The organism is Pseudomonas sp. HMSC057H01 (assembly GCF_001836405.1).
Taxonomy (GTDB): Bacteria; Pseudomonadota; Gammaproteobacteria; order Pseudomonadales; family Pseudomonadaceae; genus Pseudomonas; species Pseudomonas aeruginosa.
On the sequence record NZ_KV828379.1, the window covers coordinates 16,155 to 32,150 of the forward strand.

Here is a 15,996-nt window from a genome sequence, read left to right on the forward strand (position 1 = left end):
CGCTTTGTCCCGGTGGAAGTCACTTGACGCTCTGCATCTCTTCCCAGATCGCGTCGTAATAGGCCCTTTCCACACGGAAGTGCTGCGATAGCGAGGTCAGGAACGCATTCTGGAACTGCACGTCCGGAATCCGCCGCGCGATGAGTTGCCATTCGCGCTTGGCCCGCGGCGGTACGAGGCTGATGTGGACCTTGTAGTACTCCGCCTGGTCCTCGCTCAGGCCGGCCTGGAGCAGGGCCCGATAGAGCTTTTCGTGGTTCCCCGGCACGACCAGTTCGGTGATGTAGAACACCGCCAGCCCCCAACCGACCTCGGCATGCCGGAAGGCACGGGCGCGATTGTTCAGGTAGGCGATTTCCTCGGGCATCGTCGAGACGGCCTGGAAGTCCGCCTCCAGGCCGATGGCTTCGAGCAGCTTGGCCAGCAGGCGCGGATGCGAACCCTTTTCGTCTTCCTCGCCCAACTCGCCATAGAGGTAGCGCGCGAGCGCCGCGGCCTCGTCCACATCGGTCAGGTTGACCAACAGATCGGCCGCATCGCGGTACAGGCGGAAGGTGCGGAACCACTGGTGACGGAGGAACACCTGGAGCTGCGCGCGGGAGGCCGAGCCGGAGAACACGTACTGCGACATCGGGTGCCGCTCGCGGGACTGCGCGGCGATTTCCTGTTCGAGACGCTTCTGGAAATCCTCCTCGGACAGCGCCCTGGAAAGATCGGCGGCGGGCATGAAACGCTCTTCGACGCGATAGATCGCCCGGGCCAGCCAACGCCGGGTCTGGGCGGTCGCCACGTCGTCGCTCAACGAAAGGACGTAGAGCAACTGCTGGTACGCGGTATAGGCCTGGCGGTCGCCCTTGAGCCCTGCCTCGGCCAGCGCGGCCAGCTTGCTCGCGGCGCTATCGATCTGGCGGGAAGTAGCGTGGACGGCCAGCGCATCGGCAACGATGCGTGCTTCATCGATGGGCAGGTTCTGCAACTGCGGCAGGGAAAAATTGCGGGTATTCATCCTGTACTCCTTGTTCTTGTTCTGGATAGGCATCAGGCCATGGCCAGGGAATTCGCCTGCATCTGCTCCCAGAGCAGGTCGAAGTAGGCCCGGTTGATTTCGAAGTGGCGCGCCAGCGACTGCATGAACTTGCGCTGGAAGTCTTCGCTCGGCGCGAACTTGGCGATCAGCGCCCACATCTCCTCGGTATCGATCTCGTCCTGGGTGCCGTGCAGGCGATGGAACTCGCTGGGTTGCTCGGGCACGCCCAGGCGCTGCAGGAGTTCGTAGATGCGCCGGTGGTTGACGCAGCTCACCGACTCGACCGCGTACAGGAGCGCAAGGCCCCAGGCGACATCGGTGTGCCGCACGCAACGGATACGGTTGTTGAGGTAAGCCTTCTCCAGCGGATGCAGCGCCGGGAAATCGATGCGCAGCGGAATGTCGAAGTAGGTCATCAGGTGGGACAGCAACGCGGGGTGCGAGCGCTCCGGCGTCTCCGCCCCGGCCTCGCCGTAGAGGTTGCGGTAGAACACCGAGGCGTCCTCGATGTTTTCGAAGCGGAAGGCCAGCTCCGCCAGGAGGCTGTAGAAGTTGTAGGAACGGACCCAATGGTGTTCCAGGAAGAAGCGCACGTCCTCGACCGGCGGCGTGCCCTGGAACAGGTGGACCGACATGGGATGGCGCACCCGGCTGCGCGCCTCGATCTCGGCGTCGACCTTCTTGCGGAACTCCTCCACCGGGACGGCGCTGAAACCGGCCGGCTCGGGAGCGAAACGATCCTCGACCAGGTAGACCTGGCTCGCCATCCAGCGGCGGGTCGGCTCCGTATGCGGATCGCTGCCTACGTGCAGTTCCAGGAGCAACGCCTGGTACTGCGCGTAAGCCGAAGCATCACCGCCCAGGCCTTTGGCCGTGACCGCGAGAATCGCCTCGAGCGCGAGCGTGATCTGGTCCAGGGAGGCACCCGGTTTCAAGGCTTCAGCCAGGAGAACCGATGCATTTCGGGCAGGTTCCGACATTGTCCGCTGGGGGCGGATATTCATATCGGAGGAAGAATTGCAGCATTGCTGTAACGGATTTGAAGTCATTTGGATCACCCTTGTTTTTGTTGTTGTGCGGGGCGACCGTAAAGCTTGCCACGGTGGCAAGGTCAAGCAATGCAGCGGCCTTGTCGGCGGACAACGGAGTTCGCCGAAAGGTGCTCTTCGATAACACTGGATGCGCTGCGAAAAACCCCGAGCTAAAGGCCTGCAAATCCATCGGAGAATAACTTTTAGGGTTTCCTGTCAGCGCCTCTTGCCGTTCACATAACTGTCACCTCGCGGCCGACTGAAATATTGATTTACAAATTCCAAAGCGTTCTTTCCACAATAGCCAAGCGCCATTGATGGCATATGGAACGCGGACTTCAATGAAAATCATTTTCCTATTGCCGGCACTGGGCGAAACGCTACTGTCCGACCCTACGCCTGCGTCATGCCCGTGCACTCAACGGCCCTCCGGATAACCGGCCTCGCTCAACGCCTCGAGGAATGCGTGCTTGTCCAGAGTGCTCTCGACCCTGGCCTCGCGCCGAGGGGGATCGGTCTCTACGCGCGCCTGGGGATCGACGCCGTGCAGGATACGGGTGACAGTCTTGGCACAACCGCCGCAGGTCATGTTCGGAATATGGAAAGAAAACATCGCAACCTCCTGGTTTGTTGACTCCTGCGAACCATGAGTCCTGCCATCGTGACAAGGTCAACTCATAAATCTCTCAGGTAAACCAAACTTTCAAAAATTCATATGAATAGTTCCAGAGGTTATTCCGCAAAATTAAAACAACGAGCAAAGCCAAGTTCGAACATATAGAACAACTCCGCCAGACAACCGAGATACCGCGTCAGCCAGCTCCACTCACCATTGAAGAACCTCTCGACGATATTCTCCGTGCGGCGCGAACGCAGAGGCACAGGAGTGACTTCATTCAATAAGAAACGGCGGGCAGCCGGAACGTACCTGAAGAACAGTGAGAAAGTAATACTTCCCCACTCTTCTGAACATTGAAGTCCCGAGCAGATACTTTCCATCTGCCCTCTTCACTCATCCATCTGAATGAACTACCGAAAAAGAGTTCGGAACCGACTTATCGATAAAGCGGACAGGGACGAGTGATCCGCGCCAGGCAATCCGTACTCCCGGGGTTCGCCAAATAACCGGAGGACGCGCCGCACGGCCCTCGACCCAGGCAGTCGAGCGAAGGCCGGCGGCTGATCAGGAGCGACTGTCGCGCTGCCGTGCCACGCCTGGAGAGGTATCGTCGGTAGCCACGCCACAGCGCCGCGCCCCCGCGCAGGCCTCCCAGCCACCCCCCAGCGCCTTGTAGATACCCACGACGGCAAGGCGCTGCTCGGTGCGCGCGATGCTCAATGCGCGCCGGCTGAGGTAGTCCGAGCGTTCCGCCTCGAGCACGTCCAGGTACTCGCCGTCCCCCTGGACGAAGCGTTCCCGGGCCAGGCGCGCCGCCTCGCGATTGGCCGTCGCCTCGAGCAGGCGCAGGCGGAGCCTGTCAGCGGCAGCGCCATAGCCGTTGAAGGCATCATCGGTCTCCTGCAGGGCGCGCAGTACCGTCCGGTCGTAGAGGATCAATGCCTCCTGCGCACGGGCTTCGCTGGCGGCGATCCGCGCCCGCACGCGACCGCGGTCGAGTAACGCCCAGCGAATCACCGGGTTCAGGACGTTGAAGGACGTACCACTCTCGTCCAAAGCATCGAGATTGCCGGCGACCAGGCCGATCGAGCCGCGTACCTCGACCTGCGGATACAGCCCCGCGGTCTCGACGCCGATACGTGCGGTCGCGGCCGCCAGGTTGCGTTCGGCCGCGGCGATGTCGGCGCGACGCGCCAGCAGTCCCGCCGGGTCGCCGACCCCGAGGGTGCGGAGCGTCAGCCTTTCCCCGGAGGCGCGGGCGACCGGCGGGCTGAAGGCCTGCGGGGCTTCCGCGAGGAGAACGGCCAGCGCATTGCGGGTGGCGGCGCGGCGCCGTTCGAGGTCGGGCACGGCCGCCTCGACGTTGTGCAATAACGCTTCGGCGCGCAACCGGTCGAACTCGTGGGCGGAGCCGGCGCTGACCAGGCGCTCGACCATCTCCAGGCTGTCGCGCTGGTTGCCGGCGATGTCATGGACCACCGCAAGTTCGGCCTCGATGCCCAGTAGCTGGAACCAGGTCATGGCAACCGTAGCCGCGACGCTCGCCTGCACGTTGCGCAGCAGGGCCTCGCGCGAACCCGCCTGCGCCTCGGCGGCCTCCACCGAGCGCCGCACCCGGCCGAACAGGTCGATTTCCCAGGAAGCATCCAGCGCGCCGCGATAGGTCTCGATGTCGCGCTGCTGGCCGGCCGGTGTTTCCACCTCGCCGCGCCGCCGGGCCTGGTAATCGAACGCCGGCCCGCCGCGCGGCAGGAACTCCTCGCGGTTCTCGCGCAGCAGCGCCTTCGCTTCGTCCAGGCGCGCGCCGGCAAGGGCGATGTCGAGGTTCGCCGCGAGCGCCCGCTGGATCAGAGACTCCAGGGCTGGCTCGTCGAACCCGCGCCACCACTCGATCTCCACGCCACTGCCATCGATACCCGCCGGCATCGCGCCGAAGCTGGCCGGTGCGGACGCGCTCGGCGGCGCATAGTCGGGCCCCACCGCGGCACAGCCGCCCAGCAGGATCAGCGCGCTCAACGAAGACCGCAGGTATGGCTTCATGGACGGCCTCCCTCCAGATGCGCCAGGCTGCCGCCGGCGCGTCGCTCCAGGCGCGCCGCCAGTGCCCGTACCAGTACGTAGAACACTGGCGTGAGGAACAGGCCGAACAGCGTCACCCCGAGCATCCCGGCGAATACCGCGACGCCCATGGCCTGGCGCATTTCCGCTCCGGCGCCGCTGGCCATGACCAACGGCACCACGCCGGCGATGAACGCCAGCGAGGTCATCAGGATCGGCCGCAGGCGCAGGCGGCAAGCCTCGACCACCGCCTCCAGCGCACGGGCGCCCTCGGCCTCCAGCGTGCGGGCGAACTCGACGATCAGGATCGCGTTCTTCGCCGCCAGGCCGACCAGCACCACCAGCCCGATCTGGACGAACACGTTGTTGTCGCCGCCCACCAGCCACACCCCGGCGATCGCGCTGAGCAGGCACATCGGCACGATCAGCAGGACCGCCAGCGGCAACAGCCAGCTGTTGTACTGCGCGGCGAGGATCAGGTAGGCCAGCAGCACGCACAGCGGGAAGATGAACAGCGCGCTGTTACCGGCCAGCTTCTGCTGGTAGGTCAGGTCGGTCCATTCGAAGGTCATGCCCTCGGGCAGCACTTCGCCGGCCAGGCGCTCCATCAACGCCACCGCCTGTCCCGAACTGACGCCGGGAAGCGCGCCGCCGCTGATATCGGCCGACGGATAGCCGTTGTAGTGGATCACCCGGTCGGGACCGGAGCTGGGCGTCACGGTGACGAACGAGGACAGCGGCAACATCGCCCCGGCGGCATTGCGTACCTGCAGGCGCCCGATGGCTTCGGCCTGCATGCGGTGCGGCGCATCGGCCTGGGCAGTGACCTTGTAGGTGCGCCCGAAGCGGTTGAAGTCGTTGATGTACAGCGAGCCGAGGTAGACCTGCAATGCCTCGAACACATCGGCCAGGCGAACGCCCTGGCTCTTCACCTTGGTGCGGTCGACCACCACCTCGAGCTGCGGGGCATTGATATCGAAGCTGGTCATCAAGCCCCCGAGCTGGCCGGACTCAGTGGCCTTCATCATCAGCACCTGGGTCTGCCTGGCCAGGGCTTCCAGCCCGGCGCCGCCGCGATCCTCGACCTGCATCTTGAAGCCGCCGATGGTTCCCAGCCCCGGTACCGGCGGCGGCGGGAAGACCCCGAGGAAGCCGTCGGGAATGCTGGCGAACCTGGCTTGCAGGCGCCCGGCGATGGCCAGCGCGCCGAGATCGGCGGAGGTGCGCGATTCGAACGGGTCGAGCATGAAGAACATGACCGCGGCGTTCGGCACGTTGACGAAGCCGTTCACCGACAGGCCCGGGAAGGCCACGACGCTCTCCACCCCCGGCTCGTCGAGGCCGATCCGGGACATCTGCCTGACCACCGCTTCGGTACGCTCCAGCGACGCTCCGTTCGGCAACTGGGCGATGCCGACCAGATAGTACTTGTCCTGCATCGGCACGAAGCCCGGCGGCACCGCCTGGAAACCGACCCAGGTCAGGCCAAGCAGGCCCCCATACACCACCAGGGCCAGGCCGCTCACCCGCACCACCTTGCGCACCGCGTTGCCGTAGGCCTCGGGGGCATTTCGCAACGGTCGGCCGAGGACCTGGAGCAGTCGCTGGAAGCGCCCCGCCACCGCATCTCCGGCCGGCCGCGGACGCAACAGCAGGCCCGCCAGGGCCGGGCTGAGGGTCAGCGAGTTGAGCGCCGACAGGATGGTGGAGATGGCGATGGTCAGGGCGAACTGACGATAGAACTCGCCCTGCAGACCACTGAGAAAGGCCGTGGGGATGAACACTGCCGCCAGCACCGAGGTAATCGCCATGATCGGTCCGGTGACCTCGTCCATCGCACGCCGCGCGGCCTGGAGCGGCGGCTCGCCGTTCTCGATGTGGCGCTCGACGTTTTCCACCACCACGATGGCGTCATCGACGACGATGCCGATCGACAGCACCAGGCCGAACAGCGACAGGGTATTCAGCGAGAAACCCATCAGATGCATGATGGCGAAGGTGCCGACCAGCGAGACCGGCACGGCCATCAGCGGAATCAGCGAAGCACGCCAGCTACGCAGGAACAGCACCACCACCACCACGACCAGCAGGATCGCCTCCAGCAGGGTGGTGGCCACGGTCTGCAACGAAGCGCGGACGAACACCGTCGGGTCGTAGGCGATGCGCGCGCTCAGGCCGGCCGGGAAGTTGCCTTCGAGCCTCGCCACGGTGGCACGCACCGCCTCGGCGGTATCCAGCGCGTTGGCTCCGGGGCTCTGGACGATCTGCAAGGCCACCGCCGGCTCGCCGTCCAGCAGGCTGCGCAGCGCATAGGCATCGCCGCCCATCTCGATCCGCGCGACGTCGCGCAGGCGCGTCACCTGGCCGTCGGCGCCGGTGCGGACGATGATGTCGCCGAACTGCTCTTCGTCGCTCAGGCGCCCGAGGGTATTCACCGTGACCTGGAAGGCCGCGGTGGAGTCCGGCGCCTGGCCGACGGCGCCGGCCGCCACCTGGACGTTCTGCTCGCGAACCGCGGCGATCACCTCGCCCGCCGTCAGCCCGCGCGCGGCGATCAGGTCGGGGTCGAGCCACAGGCGCATGCTGTATTCGCCGGCGCCCCACACCACCACATCGCTGATCCCCGGCAGGCGCAGCAGTTCGTCGCGTACCTGGAGGTAGGCGTAGTTCGAGATGTACAGCGGGTCGTAGCGTTGTTCCGGCGACAGCAGGTGCACCACCATGAGGATGTCCGGCGAGGTCTTCTGGGTGACCACGCCCTGCCGCTGCACCTCGTCGGGCAGGCGCGAGAGCACCCGCGAGACCCGGTTCTGCACCTGGATCTGGGCCATGTCGGGATCGATGTGCTGGTCGAAGGTGATGGTCAGGATCATTCGCCCGTCGGTGGCCGACTGCGAGGACATGTACAGCATCCCCTCGACCCCGGTGATCGCCTGCTCCAGCGGCGTCGCCACCGTCTGCGCGATCACGTCGGGGTTGGCGCCGGGATAGGCGGTGGTCACCTGCACGGTCGGCGGCGTCACCGCCGGGTATTCGCTCAGCGGCAACTGGAAGAACGAAACGATGCCTCCGATCATCATCAGCACCGAAAGAACGATGGCGAAGATCGGCCTATCGATGAAGAAGCGTGGGAATGTCATTGTGCGGCCCCCACGGTCTTCGACAGGTCGACGGGCGTGCCATCGATTTCCGCAAGGAGCGGCGTGATCTGCATGTCCGGCCGCACCAGGCCCTTGACGACGATGCGCTCGCCCGGCTGCAGGCCCTGGCGGACGACCCGCAGGCCGTCGACCATCGGGCCGAGTTCCACCGGCCGGTACTGGGTCTTGTTGCCTTCGTCGACGACCAGCACATAGCGCCGGCCCTGGTCGGTGCCGATGGAATGGTCGGCGACCAGCACCTGCTCGTGAGGCTTGCCGGTCTCCAGCCTGACCTTGGCGAACAGCCCCGGCGTCAGTTGCCCGTCCGGGTTGTCGACCACCGCCCGAACCCGGACCGTGCCGGTCCCGCGGTCGGCGGCATTGGCGAGGAAATCGAGGCGACTGCTTCGTCCATAGGACTCGTCGGTGAGCAGCGCCACCTTGACCCTGGGGGCCTGCTCGCCTTCCCTGCCGCGGGTCGGCGCCAGGGCCTGCAGGTAGGTGCGCTCGTCGACATCGAAGTACACGTACAGCGGATCGACCGAAACGATGCTGGTCAGCGCGGTGACGCCATTGGTGACGTAGTTGCCCTCGGTGACCTGGATATGCCCGACACGCCCGCCGATCGGTGCCGTCACCCGCGTGAAGCCGAGATCCAGTTGCGCCGCGTCGAGGGCGGCCCTGGCCGCATCGACCTGGGCCTTGCTGGCATTGCGCGAGGCGATGGCGCTGTCGAGCCGCTCCCGGGCGACGACCTTCCGCGCATACAGCAGCTCGGCTCGCTCGTGTTCGGTGCGCGCCAGCAACGCCGCGGCCTCGGCCTCGCGCAGGCGCGCCCTGGCGGCATCCTGCGCCGCCTTGAACACGCGCGGGTCGATGAGGAACAGTTGCTGGCCCTTCTCTACCAGGCGGCCTTCCGGCACCGTAACGTCCTGGATGTAGCCGGCGACGCGCGGCCGTAGTTCTACCTGCTCGACAGCGGTCAGCGAGCCGGTGAACTCGGCGTAGGGTGTCACCGGGCGAACCACCACCTCGGCGACGGGAACGCTTGGCGGGGCGCTCGCCGCCCCGGGCGGCGCCGATTCCCCGCAGCCAGCGATAAGGGCCGCGACACCTAGCGTCGCGGTGATGCGGATGAAGTGTCTGAGATTCATTGTTATGCCTTCCTGGTCTGAGCCTGCGTGGCCTGGCTGGACGAAACCGCTTCCGTGGCCGGTTATCGACCTTGACACCTTGGCAAGGTCAACCCCCCTTTTTTCCGACCTCATGGCGAAGGCGCAGCGAGCTTTCGGCCGGTCACCGGGGGCGGGACGCCTGGCACGCTCGGAGACGCAGCGGGCAGCTCGGGAAGGTGGCGGAGGCAGGCCGACCGGCTATCGACGGCCGGCCCAGGGAAGAGGCGAAACGCCCCGTAGGAAGGGAAGTCCGGCAAAGGGCCGGTCGCCGGGACGGGGACAATCCCGATCTCGCAGCCGGTTGCCGGCCACATGGTAAAATCCGCCTTTGACCGTGAAGCTCGAGGCAATGAAAATGCGCATTCTCCATACCATGATCCGGGTCGGAAACATCGATCGCTCGATCGATTTCTATACCCGGGTGCTAGGCATGACCCTGCTCAGGAAGAACGACTATCCCGACGGCCAGTTCACCCTGGCCTTCGTCGGCTATGGCAACGAGGCGGATTCCGCCGTGATCGAGCTTACCCACAACTGGGGCGTGGATGCCTACGAGATCGGCACCGGCTACGGCCATATCGCCATCGAGGTCGACGACGCCTACCAGGCCTGCGACGACATCCGCAACAACGGCGGCCAGGTCACCCGCGAAGCCGGGCCGATGAAGCACGGTACCACCGTGATCGCCTTCGTGACCGACCCGGACGGCTACAAGATCGAACTGATCCAGAAGTCTTCCTGAACGGCCCCGGCTATCGCTTTCAGCAATCAGGAACGAAGAACCCCGGCTCATGGCCGGGGTTCTTCGTTCCATCTCAGGCGGCGCACGTCGGTCAGGACAGCGTGCGGCCCTTGTTCGCGGCGATGCGCATGCGCAGCGCGTTGAGCTTGATGAAGCCCGCGGCATCGGCCTGGTTGTAGGCGCCGCCGTCTTCCTCGAAGGTCGCGATGTTGGCGTCGAACAGCGAGTCGTCGGACTTGCGGCCCACCACCACGACGTTGCCCTTGTACAGCTTCAGGCGCACTACGCCGTTCACGTTGACCTGCGAGGCGTCGATCATCTGCTGCAGCATCAGGCGCTCCGGGCTCCACCAGTAGCCGGTGTAGATCAGGCTGGCGTACTTGGGCATCAGCTCGTCTTTCAGGTGGGCCACTTCGCGGTCCAGGGTGATCGACTCGATGGCGCGGTGGGCCTTGAGCATGATGGTGCCGCCGGGGGTCTCGTAGCAGCCACGGGACTTCATGCCGACATAGCGGTTCTCGACGATGTCGAGGCGGCCGATGCCGTTGATCCCGCCGACGCGGTTCAGCTCGGTGAGCACCTCGGCCGGGGTCATGTCCTTGCCGTCGATGGCGACGATGTCGCCCTTGCGGTAGGTCAGCTCGATGTAGGTCGGGGTGTCCGGCGCGTTTTCCGGGGAAGCGGTCCACTTCCACATGTCTTCTTCGTGCTCGGTCCAGGTATCTTCCAGCACGCCGCCTTCGTAGGAGATATGCAGGAGGTTGGCGTCCATCGAGTACGGCGACTTCTTCTTGCCGTGGCGCTCGATCGGGATGCCGTGCTTCTCGGCATAGTCCATCAGCTTCTCGCGGGACAGCAGGTCCCACTCGCGCCAGGGCGCGATCACCTTGACGCCGGGCTTCAGCGCGTAGGCGCCCAGCTCGAAGCGGACCTGGTCGTTGCCCTTGCCGGTGGCGCCGTGGGAGATGGCGTCGGCGCCGGTCTCGTTGGCGATCTCGATCAGGCGCTTGGCGATCAGCGGACGAGCGATGGAGGTGCCCAGCAGGTACTCGCCTTCGTAGACGGTGTTGGCGCGGAACATCGGGTAGACGAAGTCGCGGACGAATTCTTCGCGCAGGTCGTCGATGTAGATTTCCTTGACGCCCATCGCGCGGGCCTTGGCGCGAGCCGGTTCGACTTCCTCGCCCTGGCCGAGGTCGGCGGTGAAGGTCACCACTTCGCAGTTATAGGTATCTTGCAACCACTTCAGAATTACCGAGGTATCCAGGCCGCCGGAATACGCCAGGACTACCTTCTTCACATCCGCCATGCCATCACTCCACGGGGGTCGTCACGAAAAGCGACAATTCTACGCAGGGCATTCGGGAAATTACAGAGGGGCGACAGCTTTAGACGCAAAAGCGACAGATTCTATCGTTTGCGCGACTCAAACCGTGGGTTTTCCCTGAAGCGAGGCGGCCGGAGGCTTCGGTGCGGCAGGTTCTGCCGCGGGCGGCGCCGGCTTGTCCTCGGCCTTCGGCGCTTCCGTCGCCGGCTCGACCACCGCCTCGCGCGACAGGTGCACGGTGACCCGGCGGTTGCGCGCACGGTTGGCGGCGCTGTTGTTGGCCACCAGCGGGTAGCGCTCGCCGTAGAAGCGCACGTTGATCTGGCTTTCCGGCACCCCGTTGCTCTTCAGGTACTCCTGCACCGCCAGCGCGCGGCGGCGCGACAGGTCGCGGTTGGTCAGGCGGTTGCCGCTGTTGTCGGAGTGCCCGTCGAGTTCGATCCGGTTGATGCTCGGATCGGCCTTGAGCAGTTGCAGGATGATGTCCAGCTTGGCTCGCGCCACGTCGTTCAGCGCCGTGCCGCCGTCGGGGAAGCCGACCTGGGCCAGCTTGACCTGCTCGAAGTTCACCGGCAGCAGCTTGGCGATGCAGGCCTGGTACTGGCTGTAGACGCTGGCGAAGCGCGCCGGCAGCAGGCGCACCTCCAGGCGATCGCCCTGCCAGGTGCGATGGCGGACCAGCGGGCTGCGCCCCTCGAGCAGGCCGGTGAGCAACCGACCGGCCTGTTGCTGGCTGCTGTTGAACGGCACCTCGCCGCTGCCGATGCTGACCTGGCCAAGGTTGATGTCGCCCTGTCCCGGTCGCCAGGGCGGCGCGGCAGCCAGCAGGGTCGCCGACCCGCGCCCCAGCCACTGGGCCTCGGGCTTCAGGCGGAAGGTCGCCTGCTCGCCGGCACGCCGGACGAACTCGCCGACCCCGAAATTCGCCACCGGCTGCGACAGGCGGCATTCGAACTGGTCGCCTTCGACCTTCCACTCGACGCTCTCCAGCCGCGTCTGGAAGGTCACCGCCAGTGCCGGCAGGCTGCTGAGCAGGAAAGGCAATAGAAGAAGGCGCGGCTGCACGACGGCGGGCTCCGGGAAAGCGTCCAAATACGAAGGATGTATCGGACGGCCCGGACAAAACTTGATAGCGAGTGCCCCGCCCCCCCTTTTCCGGTAGCATTTCCCCCCACGAAATCCCGTCCTGGAAGCCCCATGTCCGACCGTCTCACCCTCCTGCGCCCCGACGACTGGCACATTCACCTGCGTGACGGTGCCGCGCTGGCCAATACCGTCGGCGACGCCGCCCGCACCTTCGGCCGCGCCATCGTCATGCCGAACCTGGTGCCGCCGGTGCGCAACGCCGCCGAAGCCGACGCCTACCGGCAGCGCATCCTCGCCGCCCGTCCCGCCGCCAGCCGCTTCGAGCCGCTGATGGTGCTGTACCTCACCGACCGCACCAGCGCCGAGGAAATCCGTACCGCCAAGGCCAGCGGCTTCGTGCATGCCGCCAAGCTCTATCCGGCAGGCGCCACCACCAACTCGGACTCTGGCGTGACCCGCATCGACAATATCTTCGAAGCGCTCGAGGCGATGGCCGAGGTCGGCATGCCACTGCTGGTGCATGGCGAGGTGACCCGCGCCGAGGTCGACGTATTCGATCGCGAGAAGCAGTTCATCGACGAGCACCTGCGCCGGGTGGTCGAGCGCTTCCCGACCCTGAAAGTGGTCTTCGAGCACATCACCACCGGCGACGCCGCCCAGTTCGTCCGGGAAGCCCCGGCCAACGTCGGCGCGACCATTACCGCCCATCACCTGCTGTACAACCGCAACCACATGCTGGTCGGCGGTATCCGCCCGCATTTCTATTGCCTGCCGATCCTCAAGCGCAACACCCACCAGGAAGCCCTGCTGGACGCCGCGGTGAGCGGCAACCCGAAATTCTTCCTCGGCACCGACTCGGCGCCGCACGCCCGCCACGCCAAGGAAACCGCCTGCGGTTGCGCCGGCTGCTACAGCGCCTACGCCGCCATCGAGCTGTATGCCGAGGCCTTCGAACAGCGCAATGCGCTGGACAAGCTGGAAGGCTTCGCCAGCCTGCATGGCCCGGATTTCTATGGCCTGCCGCGCAACACCGACCGGATCACCCTGGTCCGCGAGGAGTGGCAGGCGCCCGCCAGCCTCCCCTTCGGCGACTTCGACGTGGTACCGCTGCGCGCCGGCGAGACACTCCGCTGGAAACTGCTGGAGGCCGGGGCATGAGCGAAGACAACTTCGACGACGAATTCGACGGCAGCCTCCCCAGCGGCCCGCGCCATCCGATGGCGCGCCGCTTCCGCGGCTACCTGCCGGTAGTGGTGGACGTCGAGACCGGCGGCTTCAACTCGGCCACCGACGCGCTGCTGGAAATCGCCGCGACCACTGTCGGCATGGACGAGAAAGGCTTCCTGTTCCCGGAACACACCTACTTCTTCCGCATCGAGCCCTTCGAAGGCGCCAACATCGAGCCGGCCGCGCTGGAATTCACCGGCATCAAGCTTGACCACCCGCTGCGCATGGCGGTGCAGGAGGAAGCGGCACTCACCGAGATCTTCCGCGGCATCCGCAAGGCGCTGAAGGCCAATGGCTGCAAGCGGGCGATCCTGGTCGGCCACAACAGCAGCTTCGACCTCGGTTTCCTCAATGCCGCCGTGGCGCGTACCGGGATCAAGCGCAATCCGTTCCATCCCTTCTCCAGCTTCGACACCGCCACCCTGGCTGGCCTCGCCTACGGCCAGACGGTCCTGGCCAAGGCCTGCCAGGCCGCCGGCATGGAGTTCGACAACCGCGAGGCGCACTCGGCACGCTACGACACCGAGAAGACCGCCGAGCTGTTCTGCGGCATCGTCAACCGCTGGAAGGAAATGGGCGGCTGGATGGATGACGACGACTGAGCCTCGGCCCACTTAGGCGGATAACGCCAGGACGTTATCCGTCCTACGCGACCGGTCAGGCAATCTCCCTCTCTTCGGAGCGAGGCGCGTGACCTGGGATGGGGCTGCCGGCCCTCGCGAGCCCATGAAAAAGCCCCGCCGAAGCGGGGCTTTTTCCAACGCGCGAAGCAGGCTCTTCTTACAGCTTGCTGGCGTTCTCGGCCAGGTACTTGGCCACGCCTTCGGGCGATGCGGTCATGCCCTTGTCGCCCTTCTTCCAGTTGGCCGGGCAGACTTCGCCGTGCTCCTCATGGAACTGCAGGGCATCGACCAGACGCAGCAGCTCGTCCATGTTGCGGCCCAGCGGCAGGTCGTTGACGATCTGCGAGCGCACAACGCCTTCCTTGTCGATCAGGAACGCGCCACGGAAGGCCACGCCACCGTCGGACTCGACGTCATAGGCCTTGGCGATCTCGTGCTTGGTGTCGGCCGCCAGGGTGTACTTGACGGCGCCGATGCCGCCCTTGTCCACCGGGGTGTTGCGCCAGGCGTTGTGGGTGAAGTGGGAGTCGATGGAAACGCCGATCACCTCGACGTTGCGCGCCTGGAATTCCGGGATGCGGTGGTCCAGGGCGATCAGCTCGGACGGGCAGACGAAGGTGAAGTCCAGCGGATAGAAGAACACCAGGCCGTACTTGCCCTTGATGGCCTCGGACAGGGTGAAGCTCTCGACGATCTCGCCATTGCCCAGTACCGCGGCAACGTTGAAGTCAGGCGCTTTCTTACCTACGAGTACGCTCATTCCATGTCTCCTTTAAGCGGAAGGTTGAAGGACGGCACCGCAGCCTGCCGGCTCCTCGTGAAGCCTCGATGGCAGGGGCGCCGTTCCCCGGGAAACAACCATCATACACCCCGCCCCAGCCGGCGCTAAGTCTTTGTCCGACAAAGCCATTTGTCGGGGGGCGAAAAAAACCCGACTAAAACGCTCCAGGGAACTTTGACAATCATTCTCATTATTATTAGTATCTTTTCCAACTCAACTTCCCAGTAGCCAGATCGCCATGTACGTCTGCCTCTGCCAAGGTGTTACCGACAACCAGATCCGCGATGCCATCTACGAAGGCTGCTGCAGCTATCGTGAGGTTCGCGAAGCCACCGGCGTCGGTACCCAGTGCGGCAAGTGCGCATGCCTGGCCAAGCAGGTGGTACGCGAAACCCTCAACGACCTGCAGAGTGCCCAGCCGGTACCGGCGTTCGGGACTACGGCGTTCGTCGCTGCCTGAAAAATATTTTTTATCCCTCTTTCAGAAGAACCGGGCCTGGCGCCCGGTTTTTTTATGCCTTCAATTCAATGACTTAGCGGCAGAACGCGGAAAGAAAACATTCGTATTCATATTCTTTTTCCCTTATATTTCAATAACTTAGGTTTGACACCCTGCTTCGTCGCGGCCAAACTTGGCGAATCACACCCACTACGACGGCAGGATTCGGCATGAAAGGCGACAAGAAAGTCATCCAGCACCTCAACAAGATCCTCGGCAACGAGCTGATCGCGATCAACCAGTACTTCCTCCACTCGCGCATGTGGAACGACTGGGGCCTGAAGCGCCTCGGCGCCCATGAGTACCACGAGTCGATCGACGAGATGAAGCATGCCGACAAGCTCATCGAGCGCATCCTGTTCCTCGAAGGCCTGCCCAACCTGCAGGACCTCGGCAAGCTGCTGATCGGCGAGAACACCCAGGAAATGCTGCAGTGCGACCTGAACCTGGAGCTGAAGGCGACCAAGGACCTGCGCGAAGCCATCGTGCATTGCGAGCAGGTGCACGACTACGTCAGCCGCGACCTGCTGAAGGACATCCTGGAGTCGGAAGAAGAGCACATCGACTACCTGGAGACCCAGCTGGGCCTGATCCAGAAAGTCGGCCTGGAGAATTACCTGCAGTCGCACATGCACGAAGACGACTGATCGGGAACCACGAC

General features: G+C 64.9%; 16 protein-coding genes. 5 read left to right on the forward strand and 11 right to left on the reverse strand.

Features of this window, described 5'->3' with window-relative positions:
- Positions 1 to 19: 19 nt before the first annotated feature.
- The 8 genes from HMPREF2581_RS00560 to mexP all read right to left on the reverse strand — a co-directional run bounded on the left by HMPREF2581_RS00560 (position 20) and on the right by mexP (position 9,029).
- Positions 20 to 1,006: an HOASN domain-containing protein gene (locus HMPREF2581_RS00560; protein WP_003138127.1), complete on the reverse strand. Its 987-nt coding sequence runs from the start codon at positions 1,004 to 1,006 to the stop codon at positions 20 to 22.
- Positions 1,007 to 1,038: 32 nt separating this feature from the next.
- On the reverse strand, positions 1,039 to 2,076 hold the full coding sequence (locus HMPREF2581_RS00565; protein WP_003138125.1) for an HOASN domain-containing protein: 1,038 nt from the start codon (positions 2,074 to 2,076) through the stop codon (positions 1,039 to 1,041).
- Positions 1,967 to 2,248, reverse strand: coding sequence for a hypothetical protein (locus HMPREF2581_RS33115; protein ID WP_162138033.1), 282 nt, complete (start codon positions 2,246 to 2,248; stop codon positions 1,967 to 1,969). Before HMPREF2581_RS33115 ends, HMPREF2581_RS00565 begins: the two co-directional genes overlap by 110 nt.
- Positions 2,249 to 2,476: 228 nt before the next feature.
- Positions 2,477 to 2,671 (reverse strand): heavy-metal-associated domain-containing protein, encoded by a 195-nt coding sequence (locus HMPREF2581_RS00570; RefSeq protein ID WP_003092060.1) that lies wholly within the window; start codon positions 2,669 to 2,671, stop codon positions 2,477 to 2,479.
- Between the two features lie 119 nt (positions 2,672 to 2,790).
- Positions 2,791 to 3,057, reverse strand: a complete 267-nt coding sequence (locus HMPREF2581_RS32800) for a hypothetical protein (protein ID WP_123794454.1) — start codon at positions 3,055 to 3,057, stop codon at positions 2,791 to 2,793.
- Positions 3,058 to 3,241: 184 nt separating this feature from the next.
- Positions 3,242 to 4,717, reverse strand: a complete 1,476-nt coding sequence (gene opmE / locus HMPREF2581_RS00575; RefSeq protein WP_003138123.1) for a multidrug efflux transporter outer membrane subunit OpmE — start codon at positions 4,715 to 4,717, stop codon at positions 3,242 to 3,244.
- Complete coding sequence (gene mexQ, locus HMPREF2581_RS00580) at positions 4,714 to 7,875, reverse strand: multidrug efflux RND transporter permease subunit MexQ (protein WP_003138121.1); 3,162 nt, start codon at positions 7,873 to 7,875, stop codon at positions 4,714 to 4,716. Before mexQ ends, opmE begins: the two co-directional genes overlap by 4 nt.
- Positions 7,872 to 9,029 (reverse strand): multidrug efflux RND transporter periplasmic adaptor subunit MexP, encoded by a 1,158-nt coding sequence (gene mexP, locus HMPREF2581_RS00585; RefSeq protein WP_003138118.1) that lies wholly within the window; start codon positions 9,027 to 9,029, stop codon positions 7,872 to 7,874. The genes mexQ and mexP overlap by 4 nt, the downstream gene beginning before the upstream one ends.
- 376 nt (positions 9,030 to 9,405) lie before the next feature.
- Between mexP and gloA the strand changes: the two genes are divergently transcribed.
- Entirely contained in the window at positions 9,406 to 9,792 is a 387-nt protein-coding gene (gloA, locus tag HMPREF2581_RS00590; protein ID WP_003110007.1) for a lactoylglutathione lyase, read from the forward strand.
- A gap of 91 nt (positions 9,793 to 9,883) precedes the next feature.
- Here the strand turns inward: gloA and HMPREF2581_RS00595 are convergent, their stop codons facing one another.
- Both HMPREF2581_RS00595 and motY read right to left on the reverse strand, forming a co-directional pair.
- Positions 9,884 to 11,101, reverse strand: coding sequence for an argininosuccinate synthase (locus HMPREF2581_RS00595; RefSeq protein ID WP_003092065.1), 1,218 nt, complete (start codon positions 11,099 to 11,101; stop codon positions 9,884 to 9,886).
- A gap of 117 nt (positions 11,102 to 11,218) precedes the next feature.
- On the reverse strand, positions 11,219 to 12,184 hold the full coding sequence (gene motY / locus HMPREF2581_RS00600) for a flagellar protein MotY (RefSeq protein WP_003138116.1): 966 nt from the start codon (positions 12,182 to 12,184) through the stop codon (positions 11,219 to 11,221).
- Between the two features lie 132 nt (positions 12,185 to 12,316).
- On the opposite strand from motY, the gene pyrC reads away from it, so the two are divergent.
- Together pyrC and rnt are read left to right on the forward strand one after the other, a co-directional pair.
- Positions 12,317 to 13,363, forward strand: coding sequence for a dihydroorotase (gene pyrC / locus HMPREF2581_RS00605; protein ID WP_003138114.1), 1,047 nt, complete (start codon positions 12,317 to 12,319; stop codon positions 13,361 to 13,363).
- A complete protein-coding gene (gene rnt / locus HMPREF2581_RS00610; RefSeq protein WP_003092070.1) occupies positions 13,360 to 14,034 on the forward strand; it encodes a ribonuclease T in 675 nt (224 codons plus the stop codon). Before pyrC ends, rnt begins: the two co-directional genes overlap by 4 nt.
- Positions 14,035 to 14,212: 178 nt before the next feature.
- Here rnt and HMPREF2581_RS00615 read toward each other — a convergent pair whose 3' ends face one another.
- Positions 14,213 to 14,815 carry a peroxiredoxin gene (locus tag HMPREF2581_RS00615; RefSeq protein ID WP_003092073.1) on the reverse strand — a complete coding sequence of 201 codons (603 nt, stop codon included), beginning with the start codon at positions 14,813 to 14,815 and terminating at the stop codon, positions 14,213 to 14,215.
- Positions 14,816 to 15,074: 259 nt separating this feature from the next.
- Between HMPREF2581_RS00615 and HMPREF2581_RS00620 the strand changes: the two genes are divergently transcribed.
- Together HMPREF2581_RS00620 and bfrB are read left to right on the forward strand one after the other, a co-directional pair.
- Positions 15,075 to 15,296 carry a bacterioferritin-associated ferredoxin gene (locus HMPREF2581_RS00620; RefSeq protein ID WP_003092075.1) on the forward strand — a complete coding sequence of 74 codons (222 nt, stop codon included), beginning with the start codon at positions 15,075 to 15,077 and terminating at the stop codon, positions 15,294 to 15,296.
- 209 nt (positions 15,297 to 15,505) lie between these two features.
- Positions 15,506 to 15,982: a bacterioferritin BfrB gene (gene bfrB, locus HMPREF2581_RS00625; RefSeq protein WP_003092078.1), complete on the forward strand. Its 477-nt coding sequence runs from the start codon at positions 15,506 to 15,508 to the stop codon at positions 15,980 to 15,982.
- Positions 15,983 to 15,996: the final 14 nt, after the last annotated feature.